Origin of the sequence: Variovorax sp. LG9.2 (assembly GCF_035018885.1) — a bacterium.
In the GTDB taxonomy this organism is placed as follows: Bacteria; Pseudomonadota; Gammaproteobacteria; order Burkholderiales; family Burkholderiaceae_C; genus Variovorax.
In genome coordinates this window covers 88,278-109,871 of record NZ_JASJXB010000017.1, presented here as the reverse complement: position 1 = coordinate 109,871, position 21,594 = coordinate 88,278, and the positions used below count along the sequence as shown (strand labels likewise).

At 66.7% G+C, this 21,594-nt stretch carries 23 protein-coding genes; 2 read left to right on the top strand and 21 right to left on the bottom strand.

Annotated elements, in window-relative coordinates:
- Nucleotides 1–26: 26 nt before the first annotated feature.
- Nucleotides 27–899, top strand: a complete 873-nt coding sequence (gene tesB / locus QN413_RS17700; protein WP_323497884.1) for an acyl-CoA thioesterase II — start codon at nt 27–29, stop codon at nt 897–899.
- 81 nt (nt 900–980) lie between these two features.
- On the opposite strand, the gene QN413_RS17695 is transcribed toward tesB, so the two are convergent.
- The 11 genes from QN413_RS17695 to QN413_RS17645 form a co-directional block, all read right to left on the bottom strand.
- Nucleotides 981–1,811, bottom strand: coding sequence for a YoaK family protein (locus QN413_RS17695; protein ID WP_323497878.1), 831 nt, complete (start codon nt 1,809–1,811; stop codon nt 981–983).
- A gap of 61 nt (nt 1,812–1,872) precedes the next feature.
- A complete protein-coding gene (locus QN413_RS17690; RefSeq protein WP_323497877.1) occupies nt 1,873–2,523 on the bottom strand; it encodes an aspartate/glutamate racemase family protein in 651 nt (216 codons plus the stop codon).
- Between the two features lie 10 nt (nt 2,524–2,533).
- On the bottom strand, nt 2,534–3,253 hold the full coding sequence (locus QN413_RS17685) for an ABC transporter ATP-binding protein (protein ID WP_323497883.1): 720 nt from the start codon (nt 3,251–3,253) through the stop codon (nt 2,534–2,536).
- Nucleotides 3,254–3,276: 23 nt separating this feature from the next.
- Nucleotides 3,277–4,032 carry an ABC transporter ATP-binding protein gene (locus QN413_RS17680; protein ID WP_323497876.1) on the bottom strand — a complete coding sequence of 252 codons (756 nt, stop codon included), beginning with the start codon at nt 4,030–4,032 and terminating at the stop codon, nt 3,277–3,279.
- Entirely contained in the window at nt 4,029–5,030 is a 1,002-nt protein-coding gene (locus QN413_RS17675; protein WP_323497875.1) for a branched-chain amino acid ABC transporter permease, read from the bottom strand. The genes QN413_RS17680 and QN413_RS17675 overlap by 4 nt, the downstream gene beginning before the upstream one ends.
- Nucleotides 5,027–5,947: a branched-chain amino acid ABC transporter permease gene (locus QN413_RS17670; RefSeq protein ID WP_323497874.1), complete on the bottom strand. Its 921-nt coding sequence runs from the start codon at nt 5,945–5,947 to the stop codon at nt 5,027–5,029. Before QN413_RS17670 ends, QN413_RS17675 begins: the two co-directional genes overlap by 4 nt.
- Before the next feature lie 150 nt (nt 5,948–6,097).
- Nucleotides 6,098–7,003 (bottom strand): EamA family transporter, encoded by a 906-nt coding sequence (locus QN413_RS17665; RefSeq protein WP_323497872.1) that lies wholly within the window; start codon nt 7,001–7,003, stop codon nt 6,098–6,100.
- 29 nt (nt 7,004–7,032) lie between these two features.
- Nucleotides 7,033–8,052, bottom strand: coding sequence for a CobW family GTP-binding protein (locus tag QN413_RS17660; RefSeq protein ID WP_323497871.1), 1,020 nt, complete (start codon nt 8,050–8,052; stop codon nt 7,033–7,035).
- Entirely contained in the window at nt 8,049–8,213 is a 165-nt protein-coding gene (locus QN413_RS17655; RefSeq protein ID WP_323497870.1) for a hypothetical protein, read from the bottom strand. The genes QN413_RS17660 and QN413_RS17655 overlap by 4 nt, the downstream gene beginning before the upstream one ends.
- A 166-nt stretch (nt 8,214–8,379) precedes the next feature.
- The gene (locus tag QN413_RS17650) at nt 8,380–9,780 is read right to left on the bottom strand and encodes an FAD-dependent oxidoreductase (protein ID WP_323497869.1); all 1,401 of its coding nucleotides are present in this window, start codon (nt 9,778–9,780) and stop codon (nt 8,380–8,382) included.
- Nucleotides 9,777–10,145, bottom strand: coding sequence for a nuclear transport factor 2 family protein (locus QN413_RS17645; RefSeq protein ID WP_323497882.1), 369 nt, complete (start codon nt 10,143–10,145; stop codon nt 9,777–9,779). Before QN413_RS17645 ends, QN413_RS17650 begins: the two co-directional genes overlap by 4 nt.
- 219 nt (nt 10,146–10,364) lie before the next feature.
- Between QN413_RS17645 and QN413_RS17640 the strand changes: the two genes are divergently transcribed.
- Nucleotides 10,365–11,897 (top strand): PLP-dependent aminotransferase family protein, encoded by a 1,533-nt coding sequence (locus QN413_RS17640; protein ID WP_323497868.1) that lies wholly within the window; start codon nt 10,365–10,367, stop codon nt 11,895–11,897.
- A gap of 14 nt (nt 11,898–11,911) precedes the next feature.
- Here QN413_RS17640 and QN413_RS17635 read toward each other — a convergent pair whose 3' ends face one another.
- The 10 genes from QN413_RS17635 to QN413_RS17590 form a co-directional block, all read right to left on the bottom strand.
- Nucleotides 11,912–12,847 (bottom strand): alpha/beta hydrolase, encoded by a 936-nt coding sequence (locus QN413_RS17635; RefSeq protein WP_323497867.1) that lies wholly within the window; start codon nt 12,845–12,847, stop codon nt 11,912–11,914.
- Entirely contained in the window at nt 12,844–13,923 is a 1,080-nt protein-coding gene (locus QN413_RS17630) for a LacI family DNA-binding transcriptional regulator (protein WP_323497866.1), read from the bottom strand. The genes QN413_RS17635 and QN413_RS17630 overlap by 4 nt, the downstream gene beginning before the upstream one ends.
- Nucleotides 13,920–14,357 carry a nuclear transport factor 2 family protein gene (locus tag QN413_RS17625; protein WP_323497865.1) on the bottom strand — a complete coding sequence of 146 codons (438 nt, stop codon included), beginning with the start codon at nt 14,355–14,357 and terminating at the stop codon, nt 13,920–13,922. The genes QN413_RS17630 and QN413_RS17625 overlap by 4 nt, the downstream gene beginning before the upstream one ends.
- Nucleotides 14,354–15,364 carry an oligopeptide/dipeptide ABC transporter ATP-binding protein gene (locus QN413_RS17620; protein ID WP_323497864.1) on the bottom strand — a complete coding sequence of 337 codons (1,011 nt, stop codon included), beginning with the start codon at nt 15,362–15,364 and terminating at the stop codon, nt 14,354–14,356. The genes QN413_RS17625 and QN413_RS17620 overlap by 4 nt, the downstream gene beginning before the upstream one ends.
- On the bottom strand, nt 15,361–16,362 hold the full coding sequence (locus QN413_RS17615; protein ID WP_323497863.1) for an ABC transporter ATP-binding protein: 1,002 nt from the start codon (nt 16,360–16,362) through the stop codon (nt 15,361–15,363). The genes QN413_RS17620 and QN413_RS17615 overlap by 4 nt, the downstream gene beginning before the upstream one ends.
- Entirely contained in the window at nt 16,359–17,276 is a 918-nt protein-coding gene (locus QN413_RS17610; protein WP_323497862.1) for an ABC transporter permease, read from the bottom strand. Before QN413_RS17610 ends, QN413_RS17615 begins: the two co-directional genes overlap by 4 nt.
- Nucleotides 17,273–18,262 carry an ABC transporter permease gene (locus QN413_RS17605; protein ID WP_323497861.1) on the bottom strand — a complete coding sequence of 330 codons (990 nt, stop codon included), beginning with the start codon at nt 18,260–18,262 and terminating at the stop codon, nt 17,273–17,275. Before QN413_RS17605 ends, QN413_RS17610 begins: the two co-directional genes overlap by 4 nt.
- Before the next feature lie 13 nt (nt 18,263–18,275).
- A complete protein-coding gene (locus QN413_RS17600; RefSeq protein ID WP_323497860.1) occupies nt 18,276–19,853 on the bottom strand; it encodes an ABC transporter substrate-binding protein in 1,578 nt (525 codons plus the stop codon).
- Nucleotides 19,854–19,992: 139 nt separating this feature from the next.
- Nucleotides 19,993–20,808 (bottom strand): ABC transporter permease subunit, encoded by an 816-nt coding sequence (locus QN413_RS17595; RefSeq protein WP_323497859.1) that lies wholly within the window; start codon nt 20,806–20,808, stop codon nt 19,993–19,995.
- On the bottom strand, nt 20,801–21,589 hold the full coding sequence (locus QN413_RS17590) for a taurine ABC transporter ATP-binding protein (RefSeq protein ID WP_323497858.1): 789 nt from the start codon (nt 21,587–21,589) through the stop codon (nt 20,801–20,803). The genes QN413_RS17595 and QN413_RS17590 overlap by 8 nt, the downstream gene beginning before the upstream one ends.
- Between the last annotated feature and the right edge of the window lie 5 nt (nt 21,590–21,594).

Genomic DNA, 21,594 nt, shown 5'->3' with positions numbered 1-21,594 from the left:
TCGCTCCCCCGGTCGACCCCGCCCGCCTGGTTGCCGACCTCGTCACGCTGCTGCGGCTCGAGCAGATCGATGCCGACCGCTTCATCGGCCAGAGCGAAGACATCGGCACGCCGCGCGTCTTCGGTGGCCAGGTGCTCGGCCAGTCGCTGATGGCGGCCTGCCGCACCGTCGGGGCAGATCGACCGGTGCACTCGCTGCACGCGTACTTTCTGCTGCCGGGCGACAAAAACGAATCGATCGAATATCTGGTCGACCGCGTGCGCGACGGGCGCAGCTTCACCACCCGGCGGGTCGTCGCGCAGCAGAAGGGCCGCACCATCTTCACCATGATGGCGTCGTTCCAGACTGTCGAGCCGGGTGCCTTTTCGCACCAGCTGACGATGCCTGAAGCACCGGCCCCCGAAACGCTGGTGAGCGATGCCGAGCTGCGGCGCGCCCTCGGCAACCGCGCACCGGCCGGCATGAACGACAAGTTCTTGCTGGAGCGGCCGATCGAGTTCCGCACCGTCGATGCGCCGGACCTGCTGACGCCCGAGCTGCGACCGGCCGAAGCGCTGGTGTGGATGCGTGCGCTCACGGAGCTGCCCGACGACCCGGCCCTGCACTGCGCGCTGCTGGCCTATGCGTCCGACCACGGCCTGCTGCGCGCCGCGCTCCTGCCGCACGGCCTGAGCTTCATGCAGGGTCGCCTTCGCCCGGCCAGCCTCGACCATGCGATGTGGTTCCATCGCGATTTCCGGCTCGACGACTGGTTGCTCTACGCCATCGATTCGCCGAGCGGCGGCGGGGCCCGCGGCCTGTGCCGCGGCGAGATCTTTTCGCGCGACGGCCGGCTGGTGGCGTCAGTCGCGCAAGAAGGAATGTTGCGCGTGGTCGATGCCGGCACACCGGTCGGCTGACCTGTCTTGAAGCCGGAAGGGTGCCAGTCGCGGGTTGAACCAGCGGCTTGAAACGGCCGCCTCAAGAGGCGGCCACAAGGCTCAGGGCCCGCGGGACTCGGAATCGGCGTGCGGCTTGCGTGTCGTGCGCACCGGCGGACGCCGGCCCACACGCCCCAGCAAGCGCGACAGCACCGGCGACCGCGGCACATCGCGAAAGAGCGGCGGCAGCGACAACGCCAGCAGCATCACCGCCAGCGGAACCACGCAGACGAAGCCGACGTACTTGAAGCCCAATGCGCCGACCGTTCCGCCCAGCACGAACATGCCGATCAGTCCACCCGCCGTGACCATGCGGGGCCGGTCGTAGTGCACGGCAGAAGCGGCATGGTGGCTGCGCCGGTTCCAGTACAGCATCTTGCCCAGCTCCATGCCCAGGTCGGTGATGTTGCCGGTCATGTGCGTGGTGCGGATGCTGCCGCCCGATGTCTTGGAAGCCACCGCGTTCTGCAGGCCCATCATGAAAGCCAGCAGCAGCACGGTGAGCGGCACCGCGAAAGGTGTCGACCAGGTCAGTGTGATGGCGCCCATCAGTCCGAAGGGGAACAGCAGCGCGGCTTCCAGCAGCAAGGGCAACGCATAGACGCTGTGCAGACGATGCTGCCGGCCCCAGTTCACCAGGATGGCGCAGACGGCGGCGCCGCTCATGAATGCCAGCACGGCGCCGAGCGCGTTGAGAAACAACTCGGTGTTGCCCAGCACCAGCCCGTCGGCCAGCTGCGACGCGAAGCCGGTCATGTGCGAGGTGTACATGTGCAGCACCAGAAAACCGCCTGCGTTGATGGCGCCGGCGTTGAAGGCGAGCAGCAACCCGAGCGCTCTGTTGCTGGCGGGCGAGCGGTGGCGGTCGGTGAGAAAACGCAGTCGGCGCATGGTGTCTGTACCCACGCTTATACGCCCCGCTGTACGTCAGAACCGGGCGGTGCTTGGCTTCTTAGTGGGCGTTGGAGAGTCGCGCACGCAGCGCGGCAACGGCGCTGTCGACCGTCGTGAGCACCGGTAGGCCCGACGCGTCTTCGCAGGCCGCGCGGGCACGCGCCATGCTGAACTGCGCCAGCGCGATGCGGGTGCAGCCCTTGTCGCGCAGCCATGCCGCCTGCTCGGCGATGAGCGCGTCGTGGCGGGCCCCGTCACCGGCGTCTAGCGCATCGAGTGCGCCTTCGGCCAGGGCCGTGTCGAGCGCGACATCGGGGCCGAACTCGGGCGGCATCGACACCAGCGTCGCGGCGAAGGTGGCGATCAGCCCGAGCTTGCCTATGCCGGCCCGGGCTTTGGCGACCATCGCCTCGTTCGGCTTCAAAACGGGGATGCCCGGATGCCGTGCCGCGACCGCTTCGATGCAGGGCCCGAACGCCGAGCAGGTGAACAGGATGCCGTCGGCGCCGGTCGATACGGCGTAGTCGCCGAGCGCCATGAAGCGCCGGTGCATCGCATCGTCCAGCCTGCTTGCACTGCGCGCGAGGTCGGCCGAGAGACTGTCGTCCATCAGATTCATGCGGATCGCCTCGGGCCAGTCGCGCACGAAAGCGTCGTTGATCGGGGCGACCGAATGGGCGAGTGCGTGGATGAGTGCGATGCGGGTCATGAGGCGGACGTTACACGCCCAGGTAGCGCGCCCACAGCGAACGATCGGCATCGAGCGCTGCCGAATCGCCCTGCCACACTGCGCGCCCGCGCTCCAGGATGATGTGCCGGTCGGCCAGCGGCAGCAGGCGCTGCACGTACTTGTCGACGACGAGGATCGCCTCGCCTTCTGCCTTGAGCGTCGCCAGGCAGCGCCAGATCTCCTCGCGGATGACCGGTGCGAGACCTTCGGTCGCTTCGTCGAGGATCAGGAGGCGCGGATGGGTCGACAGCGCCCGCGCGATCGCCAGCATCTGCTGCTCGCCGCCCGACAACTGGTTGCCGGCATTGCCCTTGCGTTCGGCCAGGCGAGGAAACAGTCCGTAGAGCGCCTCGATGGTCCAGCGCGGCGCGCCCGCCTGCTGGCCCGATTCGGTCGCACGCGGACGCGCGAAGGCGCGCAGGTGCTCGTCGACGCTCAGGTTGGGGAACACGTGGCGCCCCTCCGGAACGATGGCGATACCGCGGCGCGCGATGGCGTCGGGCCGTGTGCCGCCGATCTCGGCGCCGTCGAAACGCACGCTGCCGCGCAGCGGTGCGAGCGTGCCGGTGAGCACCTTGAGCAGCGTGCTCTTGCCCATGCCGTTGCGGCCCAACAGCGCCAGCACCTCGCCGGCGCGCACGGTCACATCGATGCCGAACAGCACCTGGCTCGCACCGTAGCCGGCTTCGATGGCGCTGCCTTCGAGCAGCGTCGTTCCGGAGATCGAGTCGGTCATGAATGCCCTTCCGCTTCGGTGCCGAGATACACCGCCTGAACATCCGGATGACCGCGCACTTCGTCGGCCGTGCCGGTCATCAGCACCTTGCCTTGCACCAGCACCGTCAGCCGGTCGGCCAGGCGGAACACCGCGTCCATGTCGTGCTCAATGAGCAGGATCGCCATGTCGGCGCGCAGTGAGTCGATGAGCCTCACCATGCGCGCGGATTCGTCCGGGCCCATGCCAGCTATCGGCTCGTCGAGCAGCAGCAGCTTGGGATTTGCGGCGAGTGCCAGCGCCACGTCGAGCGCCCGCTGCGCACCATGCGGCAAGGTGCCGGCGATGCGGTCGCGCTCGGCACCGAGCCCGACGCGATCGGCCAGCGCGATGGCGCGTTCCGTCAGCGCGGTTTCGTTGGAACGTGGCGCCATGAAGCGCAGGCTGCTGCCGGCGTGCGCCTGCGCTGCGAGCATCAGGTTGTCGTGCACCGTCTCTTTGGCGAACACCCGTGTCACCTGGAAGCAGCGCGACATGCCGGCCGACACGCGCTGATGATCGGTGAGCCGGGTGATGTCTTTTTCGTCGAGCAGGATGCGCCCGCCATCGGACTTCAGCAGGCCGGTGATGAGGTTGACCAGCGTGGTCTTGCCGGCGCCGTTCGGCCCGATCAGCGCATGCACTTCACCGCGCTCGACCGTCAGGTTGACATGGTCGGTCGCGACCAGTCCGCCGAAGCGTTTGACCAGTCCTTCAATGCGAAACAAGCTCATGACGCGTTACCCCCTCTCCCCTCGGGGGAGAGGGTCGGGGTGAGGGTGGGGGTAAGGGAGTTTCTGCGCCTGTACAACGCCGCCAACCCCTTCGGCGCCCACAAAGCCACAGCGATCAACAGCAACCCCAGCGGCAGATGCCAATGGTCCGTGTACTGCTTCAAAACCTCTTCGAGCAGCAGCCACACCGCAGCGCCCACCGGCCCGCCCCAGCTGCGCCCGAGCCCGCCGATGACGACCATCACCAGCAACGTGGCCGACTGCGTCCAATGCATCGTCGCCGGGCTGACGAAGCCGTTGCCCCCGGCCAGCAGCGCACCGGCAAGGCCAGCGATGGCACCCGCGATGGCGAAGGCGACGAGCTGCAGCCGGAACACCGGATAGCCCAGCGCACGCATGCGCGTTTCGTTGTCTCTGATGCCCATCAGCGCATAGCCGAAGCGCGAGCGCGTGGCGCGGTGCAGCCACAGCAGCGCGAGCGACACCAGCACCAGCACGACCCAGTAGAAGGTCGAGTCGTCGGCCAGGTCGAGGCCCGGCAACAGGGTCGGCCGCGCTGGCAGCGTGTAGCCGTCGTCACCGCCATAGCGCCGCAGCGAGACGACGACGAAATACAGCATCTGCGCGAAGGCCAGCGTGGTCATGATGAAGTACACGCCGCGCGTGCGCAGCGCCACGGTGCCGACCAGCGCCGCCACGATGCCTGCGACCAAGGCTGCGACGGGCCACAAGATCCAGGCCGACATCACGCCCGCATTGCTCAGCGCCACCACCGTGTACGCGCCGACGCCGATGAAGCCGGCATGCCCGAGCGCCACCATGCCGCCGAAGCCGAGGATGAAGTTCAGACTCGCCGCGGCCAGTGCGACGACCAGCACGCGCCGCACGAAGCCGATGTAGAACTCCAGTCCGAGCAATGGCGCGACCAGCGGAAACGCGGCCAGCAGCACGAACACGATCGCGATGACGACGGTGGATGTTGTGTTGCGCTGCGTCATGCTCTGGCCGAGAAGAGGCCCGAGGGCCGGAAGATCAACACGATCACCATCAGCGCGTACATCGCCACTTCGGCGAACAGCGGGCCGAGGTCGGCCGCGGTCGACGGTGGCAAGGTGGCGCGCAGCAACATCGGCACAAACGCCCGGCCAATGGTGTCGACCAGACCGACCAGCAGCGCCGCGACGAACGCGCCACGCACGGAGCCGATGCCGCCGATGACAAGCACGACCAGCGCCGGAATCAAAATCTGCTCGCCCATGCCGACCTGCACCGCGACGATCGGCCCCATCAGCGCACCGGACAGTGCGGCCAGAGCGGCACCGAGCAAGAAGATGCCGTTGAAGATGCGGCCGACGCGCACGCCCATCAGCTCGGCCATCGGCCGGTCCGATGCGCCCGCGCGCACCCGCATGCCGATGCGCGTGTGATTGACCAGCAGCCACAGCGCCAGCGCGACGAGCATGCCGCCGGCCAGGATGACGAGGCGGTAAGACGGGTAGGGCAGCCCCGCAATGATTTCGATCGGCCCCGACAGCGCAGCGGGCGTCGGTGCCATCACCGGCGACGGGCCCCACACCATCGTGACGATGTCGTCGGCCACCAGGATCACCCCGAAGGTCGCGAGCACCTGCGCCAGATGTTCGCGCTGGTAGAGCCTTCGCATCAACAGCACTTCGAGCAACAGCGCGACGACCACCGTCACCAGCACCGCGATGACGATCGCCGCCGCGAACGAGCCGGTGCGCGTGTGCGCCTCGGCTGCGACGTAGGCGCCGGCCATGAAGAGCGAGCCGTGCGCCAGGTTCAGCACGTCCATGATGCCGAACACCAGCGTGAGCCCGGCTGCGAGGAGGAACAGCATCAGGCCGTAGCCCAGGCCGTTCAGCAGCTGTTCGAGGAGAAGGATGCCGGTCACGGCGGGGTCGGTTTCACGGATTCGCGAGACGCTGTGCGATCACGCGGCGGCGCAGGTGGGTTTGGTGAACCGGGACATGAACTCTCCGACAAGATGGATCGACCAAAAAAATGTTTATAGCTAAATACTTTAACTATAAACAATCTGCTGTCAATCGCGCCGGTAGGAATACCAGCGCGCGGCCATCCGCCCGCCGAACATCACGACCGCCAGCGCCGCCACCACGCAGCCGCTGCCGGCCCACTGCCATGCCGACACCCGTTCGCCGAGCGTGAGCATGCCGGCCGCGAGGCCGATGATCGGCACGCCGAGGCTGAAGGGCGCGACGCGATTGGCCGGATGCCGCTTGAGCAGCGAGGTCCACAGCGCATAGGCCACCACGGTCGCGAACCAGCCCAGGTACGCGACACCGGCCCATGCGCCAAGGCTCGCGTGCGTCCATTGCCAGCGTGACGCCGGCGGATCGAACAGCCAGGCCATGAGCGCGAACGGCAGGATCGGTACCACCGACATCCAAACGACGAACTGCAGTGGGTCGTAGCCCGGACTGGCGCGCTGCGCCCGGCGTGCGACGATGTTGGAGGCCGCCCACATCGCAGCGGCGAAGAGGTTGAGCACCAGGCTCGCCAGCGTGATGCCGCCCGTCGCGCCGCCGCCGACGAAGTTGGCCGCGAAGCACCCGAGCCCGATCGCCGCCAACGCCAGGCCGGCCCGCAGCGGGCCACTCAGGCGCTCGTGCAGCAGCACGACGCCGAGCAGGGTCGTGAAGAACACTTGCGTCTGCATCAGCACCGACGCGAGCGCCGCCGTCATGCCGATCTGCAAGGCCACGAACAGCAGGCCGAACTGGCCGAACTGCGCGAGCCCGGCGGGCACCAGCCAGCGCCACGAGAGCGTCGGCCGTTTGACGAACAGCATCAGCGGGAGCACCGCGAACACGTAGCGCAAGGTGCCGAGCTGGAATGGGGTGAAGTCGCGCAACGAATATTTCATCGCCACGAAGTTGAGGCCCCAGATAACGACCACGCCGAGCGCAGCGAGCAGGTCGCGGCCCATCAGCGGGGCGGGTGCGGTAGCGGTGGTGTTCAGTCGGTGCTTTCAGGGAGAGGCGACGCTGCAGCGGGCGCGTCTTCGGTCCGCGCCTTCACTGCCTTGTGCAAGGCGAGAGCGAGCGCTGCTGTGGGGAGTCGGTCGCGCAGCCCGATGGCCACGATGGCGCTGGCCGCGCCGTCGATCGGCAACGGTTGTCTTGGGGGCCAGGCCCGGAGCGATCCGTGCCGACCTGAAAATTGCAGAACGGCCCAGCCGTGCAGGTCGGTCCTGATCACCCCTTTGAGCCGGAGCACGCCCTTGGGCATGGCGCGCAGCAGTTCGCGCAGTGCGGCCGCGTGGTAGGTAACGTCAGCCGAATTCGACCAGCTCGCGAAGAGATCGCCGTGCAGCGCCAGGCCGGCATCGTCCTGCGCAGGCGCCTCCATGTCCCGCGGCCAGCCCGGTGCGCCGAGCAGGGCGAGCGGCACTTGCGCGAAGTGGGTCTCGAAGTGCGGGATGTCGGGCGCGTTGGCATCGAGCCAGTCGTGCAGGCGCTGCATGGCGAGTTCGTCGACACGGTCGCATTTGTTCAGCACGAGCAGGTCGGCGGCGCGCAGCTGGCGCAACACCGTGTCGCCAAGCAACGGGTCGTCGGCCTGCGCGAGCACCGACGTCGCATCCACCATGACGATCACGCCGTCGAGCGCCAGTGCCGGGTCCGACAGCCCGACCTGCGCGATGCGCCAGGGGTCGGACACACCGCTCGCTTCGATGACGATGGCATCGGGTGGCGGTGTGCTGCTGATGACGCGGATCAGTGCGTCGGTCAGGTCGCCGCCGATCTGGCAGCACACGCAGCCGTTCCGCAGGCTGATGGTGTCGGCGCCACGCGAGACGACCAGCGCGGCGTCGACATTGATGGCGCCGAAGTCGTTGACCAGCACGGCGAGCCGGCGACCGTCGTTGTGCTTGAGCAGATGGTTGAGCAGCGTGGTCTTGCCACTGCCCAGAAAGCCGCCAATGACGGTGAGCGGAATGCGGCCGGCCTGGGTGCGAGTCGTTTCGTTGCTCATGCGGCCTTGGAGGTATCGATCTTCGGCAAGCCCAGCACGCGCCCACCGATCACGGTGCCGAGCACCGGCACGTCTTTCAGCGCCTGGGTCGAGCCGATGACGAGCGTGCCGCCCTTCTTCCTGTCTTCGGCCTGCGCCAGCGACAGCACGCCGAAAGTCATAGCGAGCGAAGCGGCAGACAGGAGCACGCAGAGGGTGAGTTTCGGGGGGTCATGACAGTTCCTCTGAAGTCTGAAAGCGGCTGCGCAAGTTGCGTTCCATCGTAAGGGGCACGATGGAGCCAGTGGCAGTGAATCGTTGGGGCCAGTGGCCGGGCGGGGCGGTCGGCTAGAGCACTTCGTCGTGCAGGTAGTACCAGCGGTACAACATGCTTTGCCCAAAGCGCCGGAAGCGTGCCGCCCACTCGCCCTGCGCCGGAAACTGCAGCGGGCTGTCGTAGATCGGCAGGTCGAACACCGGGTCGGGCTCACCCGCCATGCGCTGTGCCATGCGGCGACCGGCATGCGCCGAGAACGACACGCCGTTGCCGCCGTAGCCCAGTGCGTAGAACACGCTTTGCTTGGGGTCGGGCTGCACCACGCGCGGCATCATGTCGTGCGCCACGTCGACCCAGCCCCACCACGAATAGTCGATCTGGATGCCCTTGAGCGGCGGGAACTTGCGGGCCAGCCCGTCGATCAGCAACGCGTAATGTTCGGGCGCGCTGGCATCGGCACCGGTGATGGCACTGCGGCTGCCGATCTGCACGCGGTTGTCGGGCAGCAGCCGGTAATAAAAGCGCAGCGTGCGCGTGTCGGTGATGGCTTCGCGCGTGAGGAAGTTGGTCTCCGCCAGCTCCGACGGTGTCAGCGGGCGCGTCACCAGCGAGTTCGACAGCACCGGAAAGTAGCGATTGGTGAGCGTCGGGTGCAGGCCGGGCGCGGTGTACGCACCGGTCGCGATACCGACCGCGCGTGCACGCACCGTGCCGCCCGGCGTCTTCAGATGATGCACGCCGTCGATGGTTTGCCAGCCGATGACCGGGCTCGACGGATGCACTTTGGCGCCGACGGCGCGCGCTCGCTTCATGTAGCTGTAGGCCAGCTTGAGCGGGTGCACGCAGATGCCTTCGGATTCATGCATAGCGCCGTGCGCTTCGTGATCGTTGCAATACTCGGCGCGCACTTCGCTGGCGGTCAGCAAGCGCGTGTCGTAGCCGAACTTGTCGCGCATGACGCGCGCCTCGTTCTTCAAAAACGCCATCTTCTTGTCGCGGTGCGCTATGTAGAGATGGCCGCCCGGTTGCGGCTCGCAATCGGCGTTGGCGACCAGGTCCTTGAAGGTCTCGAAGCCGTAGCGGATCTCGGCGTCGAGCCGGCGTGCCGTCTCCAGTCCCCAGCGCTCGATCCATTGCGAGCGGTACAGGCGACCGCTCGCGTTCTGGCCCTGGCCGCCGTTGCGGCTGGTGCAGCCCCAGGCCACGCGATTGGCTTCGAGCACCACTGCCTTGATGCCGTGCTCCTTGGCGAGGAACAGCGCGGTCGCCAGGCCGGTAAAGCCCGAACCGATGATGACCACATCGGCATCGATGTCGCCGGACACCGGGCCGTCGTCGTCGGGTGCCGGGCCTGCGGTGGCGGCCCAGTAGGTCGGAGCGTAATCGCGGTTGTGGCCGGGGCCGTCGGACACCAGCGGGTCGTACGCCGGGTCGTAGGGCGCGAAGATTTCCTTTGGCGTGGCGATGCTCATGACAAGGCGGGCAGCATGGGACGGGCCTTGCGGAAGACGTTCTTGACGAGGATCTTGCCGTTCTTGAATGTGAACACATCGACGCCGCCGGACTCACTGCGCGTGCCGTCCGCGGCGGTGCCGGTAAAGGTCCACTCCGACATGCCGCGGTCGCCCATGACGACGTGTTTGCCGTCGCGCCATTGCGCGTCGGGGAAGTTCTTCCAGGCCGACTCGAAGGCCGCCGCGACTGCTGCGTGACCCTGATGACGCGCGCCCCAGGCTTCGCTGCCGGCGGCGGTTTCGAACACGCAATCGGCGTGCATGAAAGACATCAGAACCGGCAGGTCGTGACGGTTCCACGCGTCGGAAAACTGTTCGAGCATGGCCGCCGTCACGGGTTGTGCGGTGGCGGGCAGGGGGGGTGAAGCGAATGCGGTCAAGGCGGCGTCCTGGCAAGGTGTCGGGGCAGCGAAAGGCCCCTTCAATGCAGGGCTTTCGCTAGGTATCACGAGGTTAAGCTCGGGCTCTACTACCCCATAGAGCCAGGCCCTCGCAATCGTGAAAGCCAGACGCGACGCGCATGCACCATCCAGGAGCGTGCGATGACTCCCATCAAGCCCCCGTCGACAGCCCCGCTGTGGGCACAGCTGTTCGCGCTCGACGGTCATGCAGGCTTGCCGTTGCAGTCGCGGCTTCGCTTGCGTGTGGTGCAGGTGATCCTCGACGGGAGCCTGGCCGAAGGCGCGGCGTTGCCCTCTTCGCGTGACCTCGCACTGGCACTCGGCTTGAGTCGCAACACCGTGACCGCCGTGTACCAGCAGATGGTGGACGAGGGTTATCTCGAATCGCGGCCGCGCTCCGGCGTGTTCGTGAAGGCCGGCGCAAAGCCGGCTTCGATCGGCGCCGCGACCGACCGCATCGTCGACCCCTTCAGCGCGAGCGGTGCATCGGCCGGCCCGCCGCCCGCATGGTCGCAGCGCGTGCTGCGCTCGTTGCGCGACATGCCCACGCTGTCGAAGCCGGCGCACTGGCGGGACTTCGCTTACCCCTTCGTCTACGGCACGCACGATGCGCAGCTGTTTCCCACAGAAGACTTCCGCGAGTGTTGCGTGCGCAGTCTGGCGCGCTCTCAGTTGCCCAACTGGACGCCCGACTTCGAGACCGACGACATGCCCGACCTGGTCGAGCAGATCCGCACGCGGCTGTTGCCCAAGCGCGGCGTGTTCGCGCGGCCTGAAGAAATTTTGGTGACAGTCGGCGCGCAGCACGCCTTCTATTTGATCGCCGAAGCGCTGTTCGACCAGCGCACCCGCGTCGGCTTCGAAGAGCCCGGCTACCCGCATGCGCGCAACACCTTCTCTTTGCGCACCTCGCAGCTCATCGGCATTCCGGTCGACGAACAAGGGTTGGTCGTCGATGCGTTGCCTGATCTCGACTACGTGTTCGTCACGCCGTCGCACCAGAGCCCGACCACGGCAACGCTGAGCCTGGAGCGCCGCCAGTGGCTGTTGCGCAAGGCGGCGCTGCAGGACTTCGTCGTCATCGAGGACGACTACGAAGCCGAGAACCTGTATGTCGGCGACCCCACGCCGGCGCTGAAGAGCCTCGACAAGACCGGCCGCGTGATCTACATCGGGTCACTGTCCAAGAGCCTGTCGCCCGCATTGCGGCTCGGCTACATCGTCGCGCAGAAGGAGCTGGTGAGCGAGCTGCGCGTGTTGCGGCATGCGATGGTGCGTCACCCCAGCGCTTTCTTGCAGCACGCCTACGCGCTCTTCTTGTCGCTAGGCCATCACGACTCGCATGCGCGCCGCGTGAACCAGGTGCTGCAGCAACGCATGCAGGTGGCGGCCCGGGCGCTCGCCGCGCACCTCCCGGAATTCACCTGCACGCCAGCGCAGGGCGGTGCGTCGATATGGGTCAAGACGCCCGACGGCATGGATGGCGGCGCACTGCCGCTGCGGGCCCGCGACTACGGCGTGCTGATCGAACCCGGCGATGTGTTCTTCGCGCAGCCGCCACGGCCTTGTCCGTACTTCAGGCTCCGGCTGTCATCGATCGATGTCGGGCAGATCGAGCCGGGTATCCTCGCGCTGCAGGCGGCAGTGCGGTCGCTCGGTCGCGATCGGCACTGAAAGGCCGGTTCGCGTCAGGCCAGTGCAGGGCGTCGATCCGGTGCCACCATGCGCGTGCACAGGAATGCCGCCATCGCGTCTTCGAGCGTCGACGTGCTGTCGCCCATGACGGGCATGGCCGTGGCGGTGCGTGGATAGAAGTGTGTGCCGTCTGCGACGACATAGCTCTCGTGATCGACCCCGACGGATTGCATGTGCAGGTGCAATTCGTGGCTGATCGGGCCGATGCCCGGCAGATCGTTCTCGCCACGGAACAGGAGCGCGGGCGGTGCGTCTGCGCTGCGGATATAGCGATGCATTTCGGCCAGGCCCATCGCACCCGAAAGCGCCACCACGGCGGCGGCCGGACTCTGCTGGCCATAGGTGGCGGCCAGCGCCATCATCGCGCCCGCCGAGAAGCCTCCAGCGGCGATCTGCTGCGGGTTCACGCCCAGCGTACCGGCCTGCGCGTGCACCCAGTCGATCGCGGTGCCCATGTCGTCGATCGCCGCTTCCATCGCGTTGGCGATCATGACCGGCGTCGACGGCGGCAGTCCCATGATGCCGCGCACGAAATCGATGCGGTCGCGATTGACGTTCATCGGGTTGAGCAGCAACGGCGTGTTGCCTGGGTGCGGGTCTTCGGGCGTGAGCCGGTAGTCGATGGAGAAGCAGACATAGCCGCGCCGCGCGAACTCGTGGCAATAGGCCGACACCGGCGTGTTCTCGTGCCCGTCCTCGATCACCGTGTCGCTCTGGCGCGAGCCACGGTGGAAGGCCCCGCCAAATGCGAGCACGAGCGCCGGCCGGGCCATGACCGGCGCCGCCTGCGGGCGGTAGATGTCGAGCAGCAGCGGCCGCATGCGGGGCGTGGTGCCGTGGTCGACCATGGCCTCGCCGTAACGGACGTCGCGTTCGACCAGCACCTCGTAACGTTTGGCGATGAAGTCTTCGGTGTCGATGGAGTTCATGACGTGCCTGTTCCAGTGGTGCGCGCAGCAGGGCCGGTGCTGCCGCGGATGATGAGTTCGGTTTCGAGTTCGCAACGTGCCATCACGGGTTCGCCGGCCAGCTTGTGTGCCAGCCATTCGGCCGCCATGTGGCCCAGCTTTTCGGCCGGGGTGCGGATGGTGGTGATGCCCGGCTCCATGGCGGAGGCGAGTTCGAGGTCGCTGTAGCCGGTGATCGACAGGCGCTCGGGGACGGCGATGCCGCGGGAGCGACATTCCATGATGGCGCCTGCGGCCAGCAGATCGTTGGCGCAGAGCACGGCGGTCGTGTCCGGGTGCTGTTGCAGCACAGCGCGCAATGCGTTGCGTCCGTCCTGCAGGCCGCTGCCGCCGGCAAACAGGATGCGGTCACCCGGCAACGGCACGCCCCGGGCGGCCAACGCGCCCGCTATCCCGGCCAGTCGGTCGCGTTCGCGATCGCTCACGCGCAAAAAAGCCATGATCACGGCAAAGCGCTCGTGCCCGAGGTCGAGCAGGTGGCGCGTGACACGCTCCATCGCTTTCTGGTGATCGAAGCCGATGCACGGCACGTCCTGGCTGTACGACCAGGTGACGATGTACGGAATGCCGCCCTGCTCCAGCAAGGCCTCCAACTCAGGGTCGCGTTGCAGGCCCACCAGCACCAGACCGTCGACGCCCTGGCGGATCATCGCGTGCACGGCATCCAGCTCCTGCTTCTCGTCGTAGTCCGAGGTGGCGATCAGCAGCGAGTAGCCGGCCTTGCGGCAACCCGCCTGCAGGCCTTCGACCGTGCTGCCGAAGTAGCCGTGGCGAAACGACGGAATCACCGCGCCGATGGCCATGCTGCGGTTGCGGCGCAGCGAACGCGCCACGCCGTTGGGCTGGTAGCGCAGCGCCTGTGCCACCTCGGTCACCCGCTTGAGCGTGTCCGGATTCAACTGGTGCGGCGAGTTGAATGCGCGCGACACCGTGGCCGGCGATACGCCCGCGCGGCGGGCGACCTCCTGCACCGAAGCCACGGCAGCGGGCCGCCGGCTTGCGTTTCGCGGCACCGACGCGGGCGCGGTCTGTTTCATTCCGGGTTCATTTCCAGGGTCTGGTTCTGCACGATTTTCCAGTACGAATCTTTCTTCGTGACCCGCGCTTCGGCGTCGAAGGAATAGAAGTCGCAGCCGTTCGCGACGATGCGCTCGCCGCCCGACGTGGTGCCGGAAACCGTCCAGCGCGAGATGCCGAGCTGGCCGATCACGCGGTGCGACACGTTGCTGTAGTGCACGTCCGGCAGGCCGGCGAAGCGCGATGCGACGCCGCTGCGCACCGCCACTCTGCCCTCGAAACGCCGACCGCACGGCTCTGGCCCCTGCGGCAGTTCCATCGAACAGTCCTCGGCAAAGAACGACAGCACGGCGTCGACATCGTGGCGGTTGAAGGCGGCAGCGAGGCCCTCCAGCTTTTTCAGAATCAGGTCTTCGGTCGGCAAAGGGAATGGCTCCAGGGCAAAAAGGTTCATGCGTGTTGCGGCCCGACGCCGTGGTCGTCGACCCGATGGCAGGCCACCAGCCGGTCGCCCGGCATGGCGCGCAACTGCGGTTCCGACACATGGCAAAGCGGCTCGGCGAAGGGGCAGCGGCCGGCGAAGCGGCAGCCCGGTGGCAACCGCGTCGGGCTCGGCGGATCACCGCGCAGCACCGCGGGCGCGCGGCCACCGGTCAGATGCGCGTTGCCCGGGATGGCCGACACCAGCGACCATGTGTAGGGGTGCAGTGGCGCGTCGAAGATGGCCTCTGCGCGCGTCTGCTCGACGATCCGTCCGAGGTACATCACGGCGATGTCGTCGCACAGGTAGCGCACCACATGCAGGTCGTGCGAGATGAAGAGGTAGGTCAGCTGCAACTCGTCCTGCAGCCGGGCCAGCAGGTTCAGGATCTGCGCCTGGATCGCCACGTCGAGGGCCGACACCGGTTCGTCGCACACCACCAGCTTGGGGTTCGAGGCCAGTGCGCGCGCGATGCTGATGCGCTGGCGCTGCCCACCCGAAAACTGGTGCGGAAAGAGCTGGTGCTGGTCGGCGCGCAGGCCTACGGCATTCAGTATTTCGGCCACGCGTTCTGTTCGTTCGGCCGGCACACCGATGCCCATCAGGTCAAGCGGCTCGCGCACCAGCTGGTCCACGCGCAGGCGCGGATTGAGCGAGGAGAACGGGTCCTGGAAGATCATCTGGTAGCCGCGCCGGTGCCGACGCTGCTCGGCCGGCGAGAGGCGTTCGCGCACTGCGCCATCGAACACCACGGTGCCGCGGGTCTTGCGAACCAGCCCCATGACGGCCTGTGCGGTGGTGGTCTTGCCGGACCCGCTTTCGCCGACGATGCCGAAGGTGCGGCCGCGTCGAATGCGAAAGCTCACGCCATCGACTGCGCGCACTGTGTCGACCGGGGCGAAGGGCCGTGCACGCGGCAGCGCAAAGTGGACGGCGAGGTCATCGACCTCGAGCAAGGTGTCGTCGCTCTGCGTCGTCATGGCAAAGCGCCTTCGAGTTGCCGCAAGCAGGCGGTGGCGTGGTCGGGCCGCAGCTGCACAAGCGGCGGAATGCTGCGCGTGCAGGCCGGCTCGGCGTAGGCGCAACGCGGTGCGAAGGCGCAGCCCGGCGGCAGCGAAGTGGTCGAAGGTACGACGCCGGGTATCTCGGGCAACGGCACACGGCGTCCTGCGACAGGGGCTTGCTGTTGCCTCGGCATGCACGACACCAGCGCCCGCGTGTAGGGGTGGGCGCGCGATGAGAGCACGTCGCGCAGGGGGCCGTCTTCGACCTTGCGGCCGGCATACATCACGTTGACCCGGTCGGCCACGTCGGCCACCACGCCCATGTCGTGTGTGATCAGGATCATGGCGGTGCCGAGGCGCCGCTGCAGGTCTTTCAGCAAGTCGAGCACCTGGGCTTGCACGGTCACGTCGAGTGCGGTGGTCGGCTCGTCGGCGATCAGCAGTTGCGGCTCTCCGGCGAGTGCAATGGCGATCATCGCGCGCTGGCGCATGCCGCCGGAAAGCTGGTGCGGGTAGGCATCGAGGCGCCGCGCCGGATCCGCGATGCCGACCGAATGCAGCAGTGCCTCGGCACGCTCGCGCTCCTCTTTGCGCGGTACCACGCAGTGCTGGCGCAGTGATTCAGTGATCTGCAGCCCGATGGTGAGCAGCGGGTTCAGTGCGGTCATCGGCTCCTGGAAGATCATCGCCATGCGGCGGCCGCGCAGCGCGCGCATGCGATGACCGTCGAAGCCGGCGATCTCCTCGCCGCCGAAGCGGATGCTTTGTGCGGTGGTGCGTGCGCCGCGCGGCGCGAGCCCGAGCAGCGCCAAAGCAGTCATGCTCTTTCCGCTGCCGGATTCCCCGACCAGGCACAGCGTTTCGCCGGCGGCGACATCGAGATCGAGGTCGTACAGGATTTGCTTGGTGCCGCTGGGTGTGTGGAGCACGAGGTTCAGGCCCCGCACGGACAACAGGGGTTCGCTCGGGTTCATCGTTCGCGCAATCTCGGGTTGAGCACTTCGTTGAGGCCGTCTCCCACCAGGCTGATCGCCAGCACCGAAGTGAAGATGGCCGCACCGGGCATCGTGGTGGCCCACCACGCGTCGAGCATGTAGGGTCGGTTGCCGCCGATCATCAGGCCCCAGCTCATCACGTTCTGGTTCGACAGGCCGAGAAAGCTCAGGCCGCTTTCGAACAGGATGGCGGCGCCGATGGTCAGCGTGGCCGAGATCACCAGCGGCGGCATGGCCGCCGGCAGGATCACGCGCCAGATCAGGTAACTGTCGCTGGCCCCCATGGTGCGTGCTGCGGCCACGTAGTCGAGATGGCGGATGCGCATGAACTCGCCGCGCGTGAGCCGTGCCGCGCTGGTCCAGCTGGCCGCGCCGATCGCTGCGGCCTGCACCAGCAGTGTCGGCTGCAGCAGCACGATCAGCACCATCGCCAGCAGCACCGGCGGCATCACCTGGAAGAATTCGGTCAGCCGCATCAGCATTCGGTCGACGCGGCCGCCGTAGTAGCCGGCCAGTGCGCCCACGACAACGCCCAGCAGCATGGCGAGCAGGGTGGCCAGTACGCCGACCAGCAGGGTGGCGCGGGCCCCGTGGATCAGGCCGGCCAGCAGGTCGCGCCCGAGGTAGTCGGTGCCGAGCAGCGGTGCACCGTCTTCGCCCGGTGCGAGCAGCGGGGCCGCGACGGTTTCGAACGGCTCGACGTGGTAGATCGACGGGCCGATGATCGCCGCAGCAACGATGAGTACGCACAGCACCAGTCCCACCAGCGCGGGGATATTGCGGCAGAAAATCTGCGCGGCCTCGCGGAACTTCCCGCGGCTGGTCGTCGCGGATCGGCCTGCAGGCATCGCGGGCGCAGCCGCCTCGTCGGCCAGGGTCGTGCTGGCGTTCATCCGGCTGCTCCCTGCATGCCCGATCCGATGCGCGGGTCGATCAGGCGGTAGAGCCCGTCGATCACCATGTTGGTCAGCACCACGATCACGGCCGAGAACAGCAGGATGCCCATGAGAACGGGCGTGTCGCGCCGCAGGATGGCCTCGAATGCCAGCGTGCCGAGGCCGGGCCAGTTGAAGACGGCCTCGACCAGCACCGCGCCGGCGAACAACTGGCCGACCTGCAATCCAAGCACGGTGAGCACGGGCAGGATCGCGTTGCGCAGCGCGTGCCTGAACACGACGAGGCGTTCCGGCAAGCCTTTGGACCGGGCGGTGCGGACGTAGTCGGCGTTCAGCACCTCAAGCATGGTGGCGCGCGACAGTCGGCTGTATTGCGCCAGATAGAACAATGACAGCGACACGGTCGGCAGCACCAGGTGATGCAGCACGTCGATCGCGCCGGCGATCGCGCCACCAGGCCGCTGGGTCACGTCGCGCATGCCGTTGACCGGGAACACCGGCCAATGCGATGCGAAAAGCTGCACCAGCACGATGCCGGTCCAGAACACCGGCGCGGCGAAGCCGACAACCGATAGCACTGTGATGCCTGCGTTGGTGATGCCGCGTGGCCGGCAAGCTGCGGCTACGCCAAGCGTGGTGCCGAGCAGTACCGCGATGGTGATCGCCGAACCGACCAGCAACAAAGTGGCTGGCATGCGCTCCATTACCAGCTGCGCGACGGGTGCGTTGAAGAAGTACGACTGACCGAGATCGCCGTGCGCGATGCGCCAGAGGTGCGTCGACAGTTGCTTCAGAAGCGGCTGGTCGAACCCGTACAAGCTGCGGACCTGCGCCAGCGTGGCGGCATCGGCCGAGTCGCCTGCGATCACCAGCGCCGGATCGCCCGGCGCCAGGTGCAACAGGAAAAAGCTGAACACCAGCACCGCGAAGATGAGACCCAACGCATTGGCCAGCCGCCCTGTGACGAAGGTGATGGCGTTCATGTCCTGGTTGCGATCAGTTGGCCGCTTCGGGCGCCCAGTGGGTGTCGTTGAACGGCGCGGCCGTGCCCCAAAAACCGGCAGGCAGATCGACCAAACCTTTTCGCATCACGGTCTGGTACCGCAGGACCGTCAGCGGGAGGATGGGCACGTCGTCCATCGCAATCTTTTGGAACTGCGCGTAGATGCGTTCGCGCTTCTGCGGATCGATCTCGACCGAGCCGGCGTCCAGCAGGTCGTCCACGATCGGGTTGCGATAGTTCGCGTTGTTGGCGTACGGGAGCGGCTGGATGTTGGCGGACGAGTACTGCGGCGCGACGCCGAACGCCGGGTCGCCGAAATTGAACAGCGACACCATGGTCATGTCGAAATCGCCGCTGCCCGTGGCCTTGAGCCAGCTGACGAAGTCGGAGGCCCGCACGTCGACGTCGATGCCCACCTTGCGCAGCTGCGAGCGGATGTATTCGGCGCCGTTCTTGTGATAGTCCACATTGCCCGGCGGGTAGTGCATGGTGAGCTTGATGCGGATGCCGTCCGCGCCCGGCTTGAGGCCGGCTTCGTCCAGCAGCGCGGCTGCTTTCTTGAGATCGGTGGCGTAGGTCTCGACCTGGTCGGTATAGAACGGCGTGGTCGGCGCCAGCGGGCTGTAGGCCACCGTCGTGACGCCGCCGAGCAATGCCTTCGCGATGAAGGGTCGATCGATTGCATAGGCGATGGCCTTGCGCACCCGCACGTCGTCGAGCGGCTTGTGGCGCAGGTTGAACATCAGGTTGTTGAGCGGACCGATACCGCCGTAACCCTCCGATGTCATCGTGAAGCGCTTGTCGGTCGACAGGCGCTTGATGAGGCGCCAGTCGTACATGTAGGGAATCATGTCGATCTCGCCCCGCTCCAGACCGAGCACCAGCGTCTGCAGGTCGGAACCGGCCTTGAACACGATGCGCTCCAGCTTGGGCTGGCCGAGGAAGAACTTGTCGAAGCGCTCCAGCGTCACGTACTGGCCGGCCTTGAACTCGGCCAACTTGTAGGGGCCGGAGCCCACGGCCCCCGTGGTGTTGGCTGGATTCATGCGGATGTTGCCCTGGCCATAGACGTGCTCCGGCAGGATCGGCAGGAACGGGCTCGACATCGCCAGCACGATCGATGGCGCCGGACGGTCGAGTTGCACCACCACTGTGTAGGCGTCGGGCGTGCGCACCTCGGTGATCGCATTGAACTTGGAGACGCGGCCGGCCAGGCCCTTGACCGTCAGGATCGAGAACTTCACATCCTTCGAAGTGATCGGCTTGCCGTCGTGGAAAAGACCGTTCTCGACCAGCTTGAGCGTGAGCGTGCGCTGGTCGGCCGACCAAGCCCACGACTTGGCGAGATAGGGCTGCGGCTTGCCTTGCGCGTCGAAGCGCAGCAGGCTCGCGAACACCTGCGAGCCGGTCACCGTGCTGGTGTAGTCGGGGTTCAGCGCCTGGTTGAGCGACAGCGTCGGACGGTACATGCCGACCACCAGCGTGGTGGGATCGGCAGCCAGGGCGGCGGACGCAGCCAGCGCGGCGAGCAACAAGACCGCACGTTGCGCGACGAATGAAATCAATTTCATAAATGCTCCAGAAAAAGGCGCTGAGAGCGCCAGTCGATTCAGTCACGCAAGATGCGTTCCAGGCGAAAGTCCAGGATTTCGGGATTGCGCCGAAAAATGAAATCAATCCCAATTTTGCAGGTTTTCAAGGTTTTGTCCATCAGATCCTGCCCTTCCACGGCACGACCCTGCGCTCGACCCAGCGCATCAACAGATCGAACAAATAAGCCACCACCCCGATCACGATGATCCCCATGATCACGATGTCGGTGCGCAAAAAGTTCGACGCGTTCAACACCATCTGCCCGAGCCCGAGGTTGGCGGCGACCATCTCTGCCGCGACCAACGTGGTCCAGCCGAAGCCGATGGCGATGCGCATGCCGATCAGGATGTCGGGCATGGCCGACGGCAGGATCACGTGGCGGATCACCTGCAGGTAGCTGGCGCCCATCGAGTACGCGGCGTTGATCTGTTCTTGCGACGCACTTCGCATGCCGGCGCGTGCGGCCAGTGCCAGCGGTGCGAAGCAGCTCAGGAAGATCAGCAGGACCTTCGGCACTTCGTCGATGCCGAACCAGATGATGATGAGCGGCAGATAAGCCAGCGGCGGCAGCGGCCGGTAAAACTCGAGCGGCGGGTCGAAGATGCCGCGCATCACGCGCGACATGCCCATCGCGATGCCGATCGGGATGGCCGTCACGCACGCGAGGATGAAGGCCGCGAACACGCGGAACATGCTCGCCAGGAAGTGCTGCCACAACGGCTTGTCGTTGGCCGTGCCCATCAGGTATTCGTAGAACTGCTGGAACACCGCTTGCGGTGTGGGCAGAAAGAGCGGCTTGACCCACCCGAGGTTGGTGATGGCGAACCAGATCGCGATCAACACCACCACGGTGACCACGCTGATGCCGGCGCTGTTGCCTTCGCCCGGCACCTTGAAGCGCGTGGTCTTCGGTGCGATGACCAGATCAGACATGTGTAGCCTCCCGGTGATGAATGATGGCGAGCACTTCTTCGCGCATGCGGATGAACTCCGGCTCCGACTTGACCTTGCGCGCGTCGCCGTGCGCGAGGAACTGCCGCGAAAACGGCACGTCGTCGTAGACATGCGAGATGCGGCCGGGGCTTGGGCTCATCACGATCAGCCGCGTGCCCAGAAACAGCGCCTCTTCGACCGAGTGCGTGATGAAGAAGACCATCTTGTTCGACGCTTGCCAGGCGTGCAAAAGAATCTCTTGCACCGTCTCGCGCGTGAAGGCATCGAGCGCACCCATCGGCTCGTCCATCAGCAGCAAGGCCGGGTCGCTCGCGAGTGCACGCGCAATGCCGACGCGCTGCTGCATGCCGCCCGAGAGTTCATAGACCGCGCGGTCGCCGTACTTCTCCAGGCCGACCAGCGCCAGCTTGGCATCGGCAATGGCATCGCGCTTCGACGTGTCCATGCCGCCGAAGCGCAGGCCCAGCGCGACGTTGTCGCGCACGTTGAGCCAGGGCATCAGCGCATGCTTCTGGAACACCACGCCGCGGTCGGCGCCGGGGCTGACGATGGGTTTATCGTCGAGCAAAATCTCGCCGCTCGATGGCGGCAAGAAGCCCGCGATGCAGTTGAGCAGCGTGCTCTTGCCGCAGCCCGATGCACCCAGCGCGACCACGAAGTCGCCGTCGTGCATCGTCAGGTTGACGGGCGCCAGCGCCTGCAACGAGCCGCCCTTGATGGCGTAGTGGACCTCGAGGTCGCGGATGTCGAGCGTGGGCATCGCGT